This is a genomic window from Nonomuraea aridisoli, from assembly GCF_003236395.1.
In the GTDB taxonomy this organism is placed as follows: Bacteria; Actinomycetota; Actinomycetes; order Streptosporangiales; family Streptosporangiaceae; genus Nonomuraea; species Nonomuraea aridisoli.
This window is the reverse complement of record NZ_POUD01000242.1, coordinates 1-13998: the sequence shown is the minus strand read 5'-3', so window position 1 is coordinate 13998 and position 13998 is coordinate 1. Positions and strand designations below refer to the sequence as shown.

Genomic DNA, 13998 nt, shown 5'->3' with positions numbered 1-13998 from the left:
AGATGTGTATAAGGGACAGCCGCTAGTGGGCGTCCCGGTTCACGGTACGGCGGCGAGGAACAGGTAGCTCGCGCAGAGGGTGAGGTGGACCCCGGCCTGGAGGAGCGTGGCCCGGCCGGGGATCACGGTGAGCGTGCCGACGAGCGCGGTCAGTCCGAGCAGGACGATGTGCACGGACCCGAGCCCGAGGAGCAGCGGGCCGTCCAGCCAGATCGACGCCACGGCGATGGTCGGGATGGTCAGGCCGATGCTCGCCATGGCGGAGCCGAGCGCGAGGTTGAGGCTGATCTGGGTGCGCCGGCGCTGGGCGTTGCGGGCCGCCGCGAGCGTCTCCGGCAGCAGCACCAGCAGGGCGATGACCACGCCGACCACGGCGTGCGGCAGCCCCGCCCCGGAGACGGCGGCCTCGATCGTCTTCGACTCGACCTTGGCCAGCCCGACGACCGCGACGAGAGCGGTGACGAGCAGGGCGAGGCTGGTCAGGGCGGTCCGCAACGACGGCGTGGCCGCGTGGACCTCGGTGTCCGCCTCCTGGTCCTCCTCGGTCCGCTCGGCGACGAGGACGCCGCCCGGCCCACCGGCGGTGGAGGGCCGCAGCGGGCGCACCGTGGGGCCGGGGGCGGGCAGGAAGTAGTCACGGTGGCGGACGTTCTGCACGAACACGAACAACACGTACAGAGCGAGGGACACCACGGCGGCGAAGGCGAGCTGCACCCCGGAGAACTCGGGGCCGGGCACGCTGGTCGTGAACGTGGGCAGCACGAGGCTCAGGGTCGCGAGCGTGATCACCGTCGCCAGCGCAGCGCCGGTGCCTTTGGCGTTGAACGGGGCGGTGCCCTCGCGCAACGCCGTGATGAGCAGTGACAGGCCGAGGATGCCGTTACAGGTGATCATCACGGCCGCGAAGACCGTATCGCGGGCCAGCGTGGCGGCCCCCGGCCCGCCGGAGACCATCAGGGTGACGATGAGGCCGACCTCGATGACGGTGACGGCGACGGCGAGGATGAGCGAGCCGAAGGGCTCGCCGACGCGGTGGGCGACGACCTCGGCGTGGTGCACCGCGGCCAGCACGGACGCCCCCAGCAACCCCACGACCACGATCTCGCCGATCACCGGCAGGCTGCGTTCCCACGCCCCGAGGAACGCCAGGACGGCCGCGATGGGCACGATTTTGGCGGCCATCTCCAGCGGCGAGCCGGTGGCCGCTTCTGCCGGCGGGGCGTTCAACAAGAACCTCCATCGATCAGGCGGGTACGGGGTGAGCACGCCGTGCGCAGGCCGCAGGGAGCCCCGGACCTCAGTCTGACCGCGGAGACACATGTCCGCTATTGGGGCTGATGCCCATTTTGTGGGGGGAAGACCCTGTAGAAAGTCAGCGCAGGGTCGCGGTGAACGTACGCCCGTGGGCGTGGTGGGTGTTCACCCGGATCTCGGTGCCGCCCGCGACCCGGCGTACCGTCACCCCCTCGTCGGCGGAGTCGAGGCGGAGAGGGGCGCCGCGCAGGACGACGGTGACGTGGTCGCGGTCCATCGTCGGGTCGGACACCGCCACCACCGTACGCTCGCCGGAACGCACGATGACCGAGGCCGGGCCGTCGATCCGCAGGCGTTCCGCCTGGTGCGGGCCGGCGGCGAAGACGTTCGCGGCGACGAGCCCGAGCCGGGCGTGCTTGATCGCCTGCACGCGCCCGTCGTTCGCCAGGACGCTCAGCGGCCCGTCCGCGTAGCGGCGCAGAGCGGCCTCGGTGGCGTTCGGGACCAGGGCGTAGGCGAGGGCGGGCACGTCGCCGGCGGCGGGATGGCGGATCGCCGCGGTGAAGACCCGCTTGGTCACCGCGGTGTCGGGGTTGGTGGCGCGGACGACCCTGCGGCTGCGGGTCACCGTCTCCAGCCCGGCCTCGACCGGCTGGCCGGTGAGGAACGCGTAGCCGATCGCGGTGCCGCGGGTGCCGTTGGCGTACCGGAGCCAGCGCGGCGGCGCGATGTCGCCGGCCTGCCAGGCCCCGCCGTCCCAGCGTTCGCCGGTGAGGGTGAGCTCGTCGGTGGGGGCGGCGATGCGGCTGTCCACGGTCGTCGTCGCGGCCCGCCCGCTCTGTCCCGAGATGTCGGCGGCCAGCACGACGATCTCGTCGTCCAGCAGGAACCACGACTTGGTCGCGCGGGCGTTCTGGTAGGCCACGAAGTCGTCGGGCAGCAGGCCGGCCTGCTTGGCGGTGTAGGCCGCGTCGTCCGACTGGACCATCCCGGCCACGCCGTACTCGCCGAGCGTGGCGCCGCCGGAGAAGACGTTCTCCCCCAGTGGGAAGTAGACGTAGGCGTTCTGGGACTCCGAGGAGGAGGTGAAGTTGAGCGGATGCCCCGGGTTCTCGTACCACATCCGGCCGTAGAGCTCGGGGACCGTCCGCCGCTCCTCCACCGGCGCGGTCACCCCCGCCAGCCGGTACGGCGAGACGGCCGTGTAGTAGTCGACGCCGAAGACCTCCCGCTGGTCCTCGCCCGACAGGTAGAGGTAGTAGGCCCCGTCGCCCTGGAACCACGGCATGAGGTTCTCGCCGCTCATGTACTCGTATTTGCTGATCCGGTCGGAGCTGCGGGCGAGGGCGAACGCGTAGCCGGGACGCCGGTGCACGGTCCTGTCCATGGCGTTGAACGCCACCGACCGCCTGGCCGGGTTCAGGTCCTCGGCCGGCACGCCGGAGTCGCGGATGGCCTGGTAACGGGCGATGCTGACGGGCGAGACGAACGCGGTGGTGTCGGCGGCCGGCAGGAACTTGGCGTACTTCCGCAGCGCCAGCGCCTGGTCCTCCGTGACGTGGTCGGCCAGGTCGGCGACGGCCTCCACGATCACCCCGACGTCGGTGTAGCCGGTGGCGGTCCGCGAGACCGCCCGCCCCTTGACGATCTCCATCATCCAGCCCTCGAAGATCAGCGGCGCGAACCCGTCCGCGACCCACCGGTAGACCACCCCGGCCAGGTCCGGCCCGGTGCTCGTGGCGCCGTCGAGCGTCTTGAGCGTCTGCACGACCCGCGTCAGCAGGGCTCGCCCGTACGAGCCGGTGTAGGCGACCGAGTGGTGCTGGATGAACGAGCCGTCGGCGTAGTAGCCGTCGGCGACGCCGTGCTTCAGGTCGTACGGGTCGATGGTGGCGAAGACGGTGGCCTGGTCGGCGATGGCCTTGGTGACGCGGGCGTCGTCACCGGTGAGCGCGCCCTGCAATATCCGGTTGCCGGTGATGTCGGCCAGGTTCGCGCCCGTGTGGAAGCGCGAGTCGAGGTCGACGTCGCCGTCCTTGCCGTTGCGCAGGTAGGCGTCCATGGAGGCGACGTACGCGGCCGTCAGGTCGGGCTGCTCCTCGCGCACCCGCTCGGCCAGCAGCGCCAGCGTCCTGGTGACGTGGGTCGGGATGCCGATCTCCCAGCTGTGCCAGTTGCCGTAGTAGCCCTTCGCCTGGTCGCCGAAGTAGCGCTCGTGCAGCCACCGCAGGCCGTCGATCACCCGCCGCTGGGCGGCCGCGTCGCCGTCGAGCTCGCCGCCCGGGGTGCGGGTGGCGAGCGCGATCTCGTACAGGTACTGGTAGGAAAGCCGCAGGTTGACGTCGTCGCCGCCGAGGCCGACCCCGGCGAACAACTCGTTCTCCCCGGCGCCGTCCAGCGCGGCCAGCCGCTGCCGGGCCGTACGCAGCACGGCCGCCAGCTTCCCGGCCACCTCGGGCCGGGCGTTGACCTCGGGCGTCCCCGCGTAGATCGCCACGGCGTTGGCCACCAACCGGCCGTGGTCGACGCCGGCCGCGGCGCGCACGGGCCCGATCATCGCCAGCAGTCCGGCGGCGGGGAGCAGGGAGAGAACATGACGACGAGACAGGTGCGGCACGGCGATCTCCAGGCAGTTGGGGGGTATGCCAGGCTTTCCGCTACATAGCCACTTCCGTCCCCTCAGAAACCCTGCGCATCAGCGGCCGGGGTCGCCCTGTCGGGGGTACTGCGCCGACGGGGCCCTAGCTTTCCAGCAGGTCCTTGAGGAACACGATCCCGTCGCTCTCGGCCAGGTGAGCGGGGTCGAGCGGGAAGTAGCCGAACCACGGGGACACACGGGGGGCGGGCGGCACGTCCGCGAGGGCCGCGGCCAGCCGGCGGGCGTCGACGACGTGACCGTCGTCGGGGAGCGCGTACAGGAGTCCTTCGACGGTGTCCGGGGGCGGGGTGTCCACTCCCTGGTGCCGGATCGTGCCGATGGCCATGGCCAGGAAGGCGTACTCCTCGCCCAGGTGGGCGTCGACGAGCGCGCCGGCGCTCCACCACTCGTAGCGGTTGCCGCCCAGGCGCATCGCGCTCTTGTACCGCTGGAGATTGAGGTTGTGGGCGTAGACCATGGCCGGGCCCCATTCGGCGGCGGCGAGGATGTTGGCGGCCATCATCGAGTCGCGCACGCCCAGCAGCCGCCTCATGCGTCCCGGTGACGCGTCGGCCATCCAGAAGTGGTAGCGCATCAGGCCGGTGGCGGTGCGCCCGTACAGGCGGGCCCGGTCCCACTCCGCCCGTGAGGTCGCCGCGATCAGATCCGGCGTCTGCGCGTCGAGCAGCGCCACCAGATCGTCGGCGAGCAGCCGCAACTCCCGCGCCTCGGCCGTCTGCCCCACCGACCGGGACGGGTCCAGCAGGGCGGCGGGGTCGGTCCACCGGTCGTCGTCGCCGAGCAGGCGGTCGAGCGTCTCGGCGTCGCAGGGCATCAGGTCGGCGTCCAGGCCGGCCGCGAGGTAGCCGTGGAGGGCGGTGAGGGCCTGACGGGGGCTCTCGGGGCCGGTCATCTCCAGCGGCGCGTCGACACCGGCGAACCGCAGCCGCTCGGCCGCGGGCCGGCCGTCGTTGTACGCGCGCATCCAGCGCACGAGCTCGCGGTTGGCCGCCGACGCGCCGGCCTCGTGGCTGAACCCGCCCTCCATGACCTCGTCCAGGGTGCCAGCGCCCGAGGTGACGTAGTCGTCCACGACCGTGCCCCGCAGGCAGTCGCTCTCGAGCCCGAAAACCCGATAACCCTCCTGCTCGACGAGCTGCCGGAAGAGATCGTTCCGTACCTCGAGGAGGGTGTCCTCGAGGTGTGTGGGCTCGCCGAGGGCGAGCACCCGCGGCCGGCCCGGGAGCAGCCTCATGACATTCGCCGCCTCGACGGCATGGGTGACGCCCTTGATGCCGATATCCATGCCTTCAACGATATCTGTGAACCCACTGTTGAATCTTTTTCGCGATATCTCCAATAATAGCGCGAGAAACCTTCAAACCTCACAGGCGCTCGAACCCGCGCACCCGCTCCCAGTCCGTGACCGCCGTCTCGAACGCCGCCAGCTCCGTCCGCGCCGCCTGCGCGTAGTGGCCCACCACCGCGTCGCCGAACACCTTGGCGGCCAGCTCGCTCGTCTCCCAGCGGCGCAACGCCTCCGTCAGCGTGGCGGGCAGCCGGGGCACGGACGCGTCGGCCAGGGCGTTGGCCGCGTGCGGGGCGGGCAGGGGGAGCCGGTTCTCGATGCCGTGCAGGCCGGCGGCCACCATCGCGGCGACGGCGAGGTAGGGGTTGGCGTCCCCGCCGGGCACCCGGTGCTCGATGCGCAGCGACGCCCCCGAGCCGACCACCCGGATCGGGCAGGTGCGGTTGTCCCGGCCCCACGTGATGCCGGTGGGGGCGAACGCGCCGGGTTGGAGCCGCTTGTAGGAGTTGACGTTCGGGGCCATGAGCAGGGCCAGTTCCGGCAGGCAGGCGAGCTGACCGGCCACGAAGTGCCGGAACAGCTCCGACAACCCGTCGCCGGACGTCTCGTCGGCGAAGACCGTGGCGCCGTCCGTGCCGCGCAGCGACAGGTGGACGTGGCAGGAGTTGCCCTCGCCCTCGTCGAACTTGGGCATGAACGTGAGCGCCACGCCCTCCTGCCCGGCGATCTGCTTGGCGCCGTTCTTGAACAGGACGTGCTTGTCGCAGGTCGCCATGGCCTCGTCGTAACGGAAGACGATCTCGTACTGGCCGGGGTGGCACTCCCCGCGGGCGGTCTCCATGGGCAGCCCGGCGCGCACCATCTCGCGGCGGACGCGGCGCACCACCGGCTCGATCTCCGCCAGCCCCTGCAGGGAGTAGTCGACGTTGTAGCGGGTGCCGGTCTCCAGGCCGTGGTAGCGGCGTTCCCAGGCGTCCCGGTACGTGGTGCGGAAGACCAGGAACTCCAGCTCGGTCCCGGCGAGCGCGGTCAGGCCGCGTTCCGCCAGCCGGTCGAGCTGGGCGCGCAGCACCCGGCGCGGGGCCACCTCGACGGGCTCGCCGCCGGGCCAGACGGCGTCGGCCAGGACCAGGGCGGTGCCGGGGTCCCACGGCAGGGCGCGCAGGGTGGCCGGGTCGGGGCGCAGCACGAAGTCGCCGAACCCGGAGTCCCAGGCGTCGATGGCGTAGCCGGGGCCGGTGCCCATCTCCACGTCGGAGGCCAGCAGGTAGACGCAGGCGCCGAAGCCCTGCCGGGCGACCTCGTCCAGGAAGTACGGCACGGACAGCCGGCTGCCCTGAAGGCGGCCCTGCAGGTCGGGGACGGCGACGATCACCTCCTCGATCCGTCCGGCCTCGGCCTCGGCGCGCAGTTGCGGGTAGGTGAGCGCGGTCATCGGGTCTCCTCCGTGCTAGCCAGCGGGTTGGCGACCGTGCCGTGGACGACGTCGAAGCCCTCGTCGCGTTCGGCGCGGTCGTGGAAGCCGCCGCCGAGCAACTGCTCCCGGTTGAGCGCCACCCGGCCGAACTCGGGGGCGAACAGGCCGAACGCCTCGGCGCGGCCGGCGAGCTCGGGGAAGCGGGCGTGGTAGCGCTCGATCTCCTCGCGTACGAGGCGCCAGAAGTCGGGCTCCGGCACGCCGAGGTGCTCGTCCACCAGCGGTGCGAAGAACCGGAAGTGGCCCGCGAAGACCGCGCTGAGCAGCGAGTGGGCCAGCTCGCGGGCGGGCCAGCGCAGCAGCACCTCGCGGGCCCGGCCGGACAGGGCGGCGTACTCGGGCAGGTCGTCCGGCAGCAGGTTGACGTCCTCGGCGAAGTCCTTGACCGCGACGCCCGCGGGGACGTCGGCGGCGTCGTACAGGATCACGGTGTTCTCGCCGTGCGGGCAGTAGGCGACGCCGTAGCGGTAGAGGTGGTGCAGCAGGCCGGGCAGCAGCGCCGACAGGAGGCGGGCCAGCCAGGCGCGCGGGGCGAGCCCGGAGCGCTCGACCAGCTCCGCCACCAGGGCGCGACCGTCCGAGCCGACCTTGAGCAGGGCGGCCATGGTGCGCGCCCGTTCGCCCGGGCCGAGCAGCGCCGTCACCGGTTCGCGCCAGACCGCGCCGAACAGCTCGTGGTAGCGGTACGGCGCGTCGCGCACGGACTCGTACAGCGGGTGCCGGACGGCGACGGAGGCGACCTCGCCGAGCGGATGGAAGCGCAGCTCGTCCCGCAGGTACGGGTCGGCGGCGCGCAGCCCGTGCAGCCAGGCGCTCACGTCGGGCGCCGCCCGGGTCGGCTCGGTGGACAGCCCCCGCCACACCAGCGTGTTGCGGATGAGCAGCGGCACCTTGACGTTGCGCCGGTCGGGGCGGTCCAGGTTGGCGAGGGTGCGGATCGACTGGAGCGGACGGTAGCGGTCGGGCCCCTCGCCGAGCAACACGATCCGCCCGTCCGCCAGGTACGGGGCGAACAGCGGCGCGACGGCCTCGTCCCAGTGGAACGGGTGCACGGGCAGCCAGGTGAACCCGGCGGGGTCCAGGTCCGTCCCGGCCTCCAGCGCGACGGCGAACCGTTTGCGCGTCTCGTCGTCCAGTTCCTCGCCCAGCAGCGTCTCCTGGTCCAGCCCCGGCACGCCGGAGTATTCGGCCAGCGACCCGTGCACGGCCGCCCACAGCAGCCGTACCGACCCGGCCGCCTCGGGGGCGTAGGCGGCGGCGTCCGAGGCGGCGAACCCGAGCCTGCCCTTGTTGAGCAGCATGCAGGGGTGGCCCTCCTGGTGCGCCTCCAGGTCCAGGTGGTCGAGGTCGGCGAGCCGGGCGGCGGGCAGGGCGCCGGACAGCAGCCGCGCCTCGGCCTGCCGGGTGGCGGTGAGCTCGCGCAGCGCCTCCGCGGTGACCGGGCCGTCCCAGCCGAGGACCTGACGCGCGTCGAGCAGCAGCCGTTCGGGGCCGGCCTCGCCGTCCGCGGGGGCCGGGTGCCGCCGCAACGTGCCCTCTTCGACGCGCCAGGCGCCGAACGTGCCGCGCGCGGCCCGGAACGTCCAGCACACGCCTTCGCCCAGGTCCAACCGGTACGCGCCGGGCCGGCCGGGGTCGGGCTCGGGGACCAGCAGCTCCTCGTAGGCGAACTCCTCGACGGCCTTGACGAGCAGGCGGCGGCCCGCCCGCGCCCAGGCGTCACGGGCAGACAGGTTCATCGGGGGATCTCCTTCACAACGGGTCGCCGTGCGGCCAGGACCGTGGCGAGCAACTGGACGGCGGCCGCCACGGCGAGCGGCAGCGCGAGATGGTGCGAGACGGCCGCGGCGGCGGCCACCGGCGCGGCGAGCAGCGCGGCGGACCTGGCGGTCTCCACGGCGGTGAAGGCCGGGCCGGCCGTGCCGGTGGCGCGGAACGCCCACAGCTCCACCGCGACCTGCGCGAGGCCCAGCCCGGCGCCGAACAGCAGCCGCCCGCCGGCCAGCCCGGCCACGGACGGCGACAGCGCCTGCCAGGCCAGCCCCGCCGCGCCGGCCGCCAGGGCGACGGGCAGCAGCCGGTCGCCGAGCAGGTCATGGCAGCGGCGGACCACGGGCAGCACGGCCAGCGCGGCCACGCTCGGCAGGAAGAACAGCACCGCCGACCCGGCCGGGCCGCCGCCCAGGCCGCCGGCGAACTCGGTGAAGAACGGCCGCGCCACGTTGACCGAGAAGTCGAACGCCACCGCGATCAGCGCCGCCTGCGCGAGGACCAGGAACCGCACGCCCTTTCGCGGTGCGTTCCCGGCCGGCGCAGGGGCCGGCGCGCGCCGCACCAGGACGCGGTACGTCAGCACGGCCAGCACCACGTCAAGGACGGCGAACGCCGAGATGCCCCACCGCGGCTCGGGCAGCGCCAGCACCCCCGCGCCCACGGCCGTCGCCGCCACCACCGACAGGTGGAACACCACGACGATCGAGACGATCCCCGCCAGCCTGGCCCGCTCTCCCCCGGCCGGGTCACGGTCGTGCTCGGCGACGAACGCCGGGTAGGCCAGCAGCAGCGCGCTGTTGGTCGCCACCACCGCCCCCGACAACACCGTGTACGCGGCGAAACTCGGCGACAGGCCCAGCAGCAGGTCGATGACGGCCGAGCCGCACAGTCCGGCCAGCACCAGCCGGTGCAGCGGCCACCGCCGCGCCGCGAGCCCCCACAGCGGGAGCGCGGCCAGCCCGACGACACGGCAGATCCACAGGTACAGCCCGGTCGCGCCCGGATCCGCGATGCCGTACAACCGCTCGAACAGCTGCGGCAGGAACGGAGTCAGCGCGGTCTCGGCCACCAGGTGCAGGCCGATCACGGAGATCAGCACGGCCCTGGCCCGGCGCTCCGGCCCGCCCGTCCGGGCGTCCGTCGCGGGAGCTGTGATCACCTCAGCGAGCTCTCGGGGGTGGCGGGCTCCACCGCGCCCGGCACCCGGGGCGCACCGAAGGTCGTCCACGCCGCCCGCGCGGGCACCGGTATCACGGTGCGGCCGGCGACCGCGTTCAGGATCCGCGCCGCCCGCCACGCGCCCAGCGTCAGATCCGGCGCGCCCACGCCGTGGGTGTGCGTCTCGGCGTTCTGGACGAACACCGTCCCGGACACCCGCGGGTCCAGCGCCACCCGGTAGTCGGCGTCCACCTGGTAGCGGCCCTTGGCGTCCCAGTCGACCAGGTCGGCCAGCGGCTCCAGGAACGCGGGGCGGACGGCGGCGTACCCGGTGGCCAGCACCACGGCCGAGGTGCGCACCTGGAAGAACGCCTCCTGCTCGGCGTGACGGCAGGTCAGGGCGTACCCGTCGCCGTCGGCCGCGGCCGAGACCACTTCCACGCCGGGGTGCAGCGCCGCTCGCGGCTCGGCCCCGCCGATGGTCCGCTCGTACAGCTCGTCGTGGATGTCGCCGAGCGTCTCGGCGCTGACGCCCTTGTAGAGCTGCCACTGGTCGCGGACGAGCCGCTCGCGGCGGTCCTCGGGCAGGCCGCGGAAGTAGTCGACGTAGTCGGGGGTGAAGTGCTCCAGGCCGATCTTGGAGTACTCCATGGGGGCGAAGGCCGGGGTGCGGGCCAGCCAGCGCACGTACGGGCCGCCCGCACCCGTGCCGTCCTGGTGGCGCAGCAGGTCGAGCACCACCTCCGCGCCCGACTGCCCGGCGCCGACCACGGTCACGTCGCCGGCGGCGGCCAGGCGGTCGCGGTGGGCGAGGTAGTCGGCGCTGTGCAGCACGCGGCCGGCGTCCAGCAGCGGCCGCAGCGGCTCCGGCACGACCGGGACCGTGCCCACCCCAAGCACCACCTGCCGGGCGAGGACCGCCGCGCTCGCCCCGGCCGCCGACCGGTACGTCACCGAGAACGCGCCCGCCGTCTCGTCCCAGCTCAGCGCGGTGACCTCGGCGTCGAACCGGCAGGAGGGCAGCCGCTCGGCGACCCACCGGCAGTAGTGGTCGTACTCGCGGCGGGGGATGTGGAAGCGCTCGGAGAAGAAGAACGGGAACATCCGGTCGTGGCAGCGGACGTAGTTCAGGTACGACCACGGGCTCGTCGGGTCGGCCATCGTCACCAGGTCGGCCAGGAACGGCACCTGGAGCACCGTCCCCTCCATGAGCAGGCCGGGATGCCAGGAGAAGGCTGGTTTGGCGTCCAGGAACAACGTATTCATCCCGGGCACGCCGTCGCAGAGCGCGGCCAGCGACAGATTGAAGGGACCTATGCCGACGCCGAGCAGGTCATAGGGGGCGCTCACCGCTCCACCTCCGTGAGTGGGTTCGGAAGGTCGATGTAGACGGACTGGGTGCGGACGTCGCCGACGAGCTCGTCGCGGCCGTCCACGCAGGTCAGGTAGTTGGCCTTGCAGGGCAGCGCGGGCGCGTCCAGGAGCAGGTCGAGCAGGCCCTTCGCGCCGGGCTCGGCCGCGCGCAGCCGTTCCAGCGCGGCGCGCAGCACCCGCAGCAGCGCGCTCTCGTCGGCCAGGCCGAGCGCGCCGAACGCGCCCACCAGGCCGAGCAGGTTGTTGACGCCGAGGTAGTAGGCGACCCGCTCGTCCACGAAGGCGTCGTCGAAGACCACGTCGACCTCGCCGAGCCCGGGCAGCAACGACTCCAGCTCGGCGGCGCGGGAGGCGGCCACGTAGTAGCCCTGGCTGTCGCGGTACCAGCCCGCGCACGGCAGGCCGTCGTCGCCCAGCGCGACCAGGGTGTTCTGGTGGTGCGGTTCGAGGGCTATGCCGTACCTGGCGTGCAGGCGGATCAGGGGGACGGCGAGCACGTCGAGGTAGCGGGTCAGCCAGAGCGCCGCCGCCTCGCCCGCCGGCAGGCCGTGGGCGCGGACGGCACGCTCCAGCGCGGCGGCCAGCAGCGCGCGGTGCCGGGGAGGCGTGCCGTCGCCGGGGCCGGTCCGCTCGGCCAGCAGCCCGGCCACGCACAGGCCCTCGCGGGCGCCGCCGCGGAACGGGTTGTCGCGGATCGCGGTCTCGAGTCCGGTCTCGGGCCCGTCCACACCTGCCGACACCCAGGCGAAGTCGCGCAGGATCGCGAAGTCCGGGTGCTCGGCGCGCAACCACCCGCCCGGCCCGGCCGCCAGCAGGCGGGCCGCCCGGACGCCGAGGCGCATCTCCCCGCGCAGGTTGTTGCGCCGGGAATTGGTGATCCGCAGGCCGAGGGAGAGCTTGAGCATCACGTCCGCGTCGGGACGGTGCACGGTCCGCACCGACGACGTCGCGTACCACTCGGGGCCGGAGGGGCCGAGCGGCCGCAGCAGCCCCGCCTCCACCAGCGCGGCCACCTCCGGGCGGCGCAGCACCTCGCGCGCCTGCCACGGGTGGGCGGGCAGGAGCACCGTCCCCGGGGGCGGCTCGACGCCGGCGGCCAGGCGCCGGCACAGCTCGGCGGGGGTGCGGCCGTCGGCGCTCTCCCCCGCCACGACGGACGGCGCCGCGGCGAACCAGTGCAGGCGGAACCTGCCGCGCAGCTCGGGTGAGTAGTCGTCCAGCTCGGCGGCGGACGCCTCCTCGCGGCTCTTCGGCGCCGGATGGAACGGGTGGCCCAGCAGGAGTGCCTGCTCGGCGTCGAGGAACGGGGTCACCCCCGCGCCGGCCTCCGCGCGCCGCCCGGCCAGGTGGGCGGCGGTGCGCCGGGCGGAGTCGAGCACCCGCGCGACGGCGTCGTCGCCCAGGTGGGCCGGCAGCCGCCGCGCCACGACGGTCTCCCGGATCGCCGCGGCCGCCACGAGCGCCGCGTCGGCGGCCCGCGCCGCCCCCGGGGTCAGGACGGACGGCTCGCCGAAACGGTGCCAGCCCGTCGCCGACCGGTGGCGCACCGGGACGCCGATCGTGACCCCGCTCGCCGGGAACGTGAGCACCAGCTCCTCCCCGGCGTCCGGCACCGGGGTGGCGGTCTCCCGTACGTACGCGCGGAGCAGCGTCTCCATGGCCGCCGCCGCGCCGGCCCGTCCCGGATCGGCGTGGTCGAGCGGGTCGGCCTCCGTCCGCTTCACAGCGCCTCCTCCTCGGCCTGGCCCGCCGCCGCGACCGCGTGCAGGAGCCGTTCCACCTCTTCGGCGGTCGTGTACGGGTTCAGCAGGGTGAGCTTGAGCCTGATCCGGCCGGGCCCCTCCCCGGGCAGCTCGGTGCGGCCCACGACCGCCCGGCCCTCGCGGAGCAGCCTGCGCCGGAGCCCGGCGTTCACCTGGTCCGCGTGCGCGGGGTCGGCGGGCAGGTAGCGGAACAGCAGCGCCGTCAGGACGGGGTCCGCGTGCAGCTCCAGCCGCGGATGGGCGCGCACCGCCGTCGCGGCCTCGCGAGCCACGTCGTGGCAGGCGTCGACGAGACGGCCGAGGCCGTCCCGGCCGAGCGTGCGCAGCGTCACCGCGATCTTGAACGCGTCGGCGCGCCGGGTCGTGCGCAGCGAACGTCCCAGCAGGCTGGTGTATCCGGCCTCCTCGTCGTCCTCCGGGTTGAGGTACGCCGCCCGCCGGGCCAGCGACCGGTACGTCTCGGCACGCCTGACCAGGAACACGCCCGCGGCGGCCGGCTGCCAGCCCAGCTTGTGCCAGTCCAGGGAGATCGAGTCGGCCAGCTCGATCCCGGCCAGCAGCGGCGCGAGCCGATCGGACAGCAGCGCGCCGCCACCGTAGGCGGCGTCCACGTGCAGCCAGGCGCCGTGCTCGGCGGCCAGTCGCGCGCAGGTCTCCAGCGGGTCGATCGCGCCGGTGTCGGTGGTGCCCGCGGTGGCGACCACGGCGACCGGGCGCTCGCTCGGGCGTGTTGTGCTGTCGCGCAGGGCGGCGACCAGGGCGTCGGGGAGCATCCGCAGCTCGCGGTCCACCGGGATCGGCACGACGGCGTCCTCGCCGAGCCCCAGCAGGGCCGCGGCCCGGCGCACCGAGAAGTGCGCGGCGGCGGAGGCGAAGATCCGCGGGCGGGGGCCGGTCGCGGGCACCCCGCTGAGCTGAATCGGAAGCCCGGTCGCCGCGCCGAGCACGTGATCACGGGCCAGCATCAGGCCCATGAGGTTGGACTCGGTGCCGCCCGAGGTGACCACACCGGCGGCCTCCTCCGGATACCCGGCCAGCTCGGCCAGCTCCGCCACCAGCAGCTTCTCCATCTCGGTGGCGGCGGGCGCCTGGTCCCAGGAGTCCAGCGACGGGTTCAGCGCGGACACCGCCAGATCGGCGGCGACCGCCACGGCGAGCGGCGGGCAGTGCAGATGCGCCGCACAGGCCGGATCGGCCGGATCCGCACTCCCATAGGCCAACACCCCAACCAACCGCCCCAACTCCCCAACCC

9 protein-coding genes are annotated in these 13998 nt (G+C 73.9%); all 9 read right to left on the bottom strand.

The window, feature by feature from the left end:
• Window positions 1-39: 39 nt before the first annotated feature.
• The gene (locus tag C1J01_RS37480; protein WP_220040276.1) at window positions 40-1227 is read right to left on the bottom strand and encodes a calcium:cation antiporter; all 1188 of its coding nucleotides are present in this window, start codon (window positions 1225-1227) and stop codon (window positions 40-42) included.
• Between the two features lie 145 nt (window positions 1228-1372).
• A complete protein-coding gene (locus tag C1J01_RS37475; protein WP_235854926.1) occupies window positions 1373-3871 on the bottom strand; it encodes a polysaccharide lyase family 8 super-sandwich domain-containing protein in 2499 nt (832 codons plus the stop codon).
• A gap of 124 nt (window positions 3872-3995) precedes the next feature.
• Window positions 3996-5198 (bottom strand): erythromycin esterase family protein, encoded by a 1203-nt coding sequence (locus C1J01_RS37470; RefSeq protein WP_111183708.1) that lies wholly within the window; start codon window positions 5196-5198, stop codon window positions 3996-3998.
• A gap of 79 nt (window positions 5199-5277) precedes the next feature.
• Complete coding sequence (locus tag C1J01_RS37465) at window positions 5278-6636, bottom strand: glutamine synthetase family protein (protein WP_111183707.1); 1359 nt, start codon at window positions 6634-6636, stop codon at window positions 5278-5280.
• Window positions 6633-8417 carry an IucA/IucC family protein gene (locus C1J01_RS37460; RefSeq protein WP_111183706.1) on the bottom strand — a complete coding sequence of 595 codons (1785 nt, stop codon included), beginning with the start codon at window positions 8415-8417 and terminating at the stop codon, window positions 6633-6635. The genes C1J01_RS37465 and C1J01_RS37460 overlap by 4 nt, the downstream gene beginning before the upstream one ends.
• Window positions 8414-9610, bottom strand: coding sequence for an MFS transporter (locus C1J01_RS37455; RefSeq protein ID WP_111183705.1), 1197 nt, complete (start codon window positions 9608-9610; stop codon window positions 8414-8416). Before C1J01_RS37455 ends, C1J01_RS37460 begins: the two co-directional genes overlap by 4 nt.
• Window positions 9607-10959: a lysine N(6)-hydroxylase/L-ornithine N(5)-oxygenase family protein gene (locus tag C1J01_RS37450; RefSeq protein ID WP_111183704.1), complete on the bottom strand. Its 1353-nt coding sequence runs from the start codon at window positions 10957-10959 to the stop codon at window positions 9607-9609. The genes C1J01_RS37455 and C1J01_RS37450 overlap by 4 nt, the downstream gene beginning before the upstream one ends.
• On the bottom strand, window positions 10956-12707 hold the full coding sequence (locus tag C1J01_RS37445; RefSeq protein WP_111183703.1) for an IucA/IucC family protein: 1752 nt from the start codon (window positions 12705-12707) through the stop codon (window positions 10956-10958). The genes C1J01_RS37450 and C1J01_RS37445 overlap by 4 nt, the downstream gene beginning before the upstream one ends.
• On the bottom strand, window positions 12704-13998 hold a 1295-nt coding region (locus C1J01_RS37440), incomplete at its 5' end, for a pyridoxal phosphate-dependent decarboxylase family protein (RefSeq protein ID WP_111183710.1). The genes C1J01_RS37445 and C1J01_RS37440, both read right to left, overlap by 4 nt.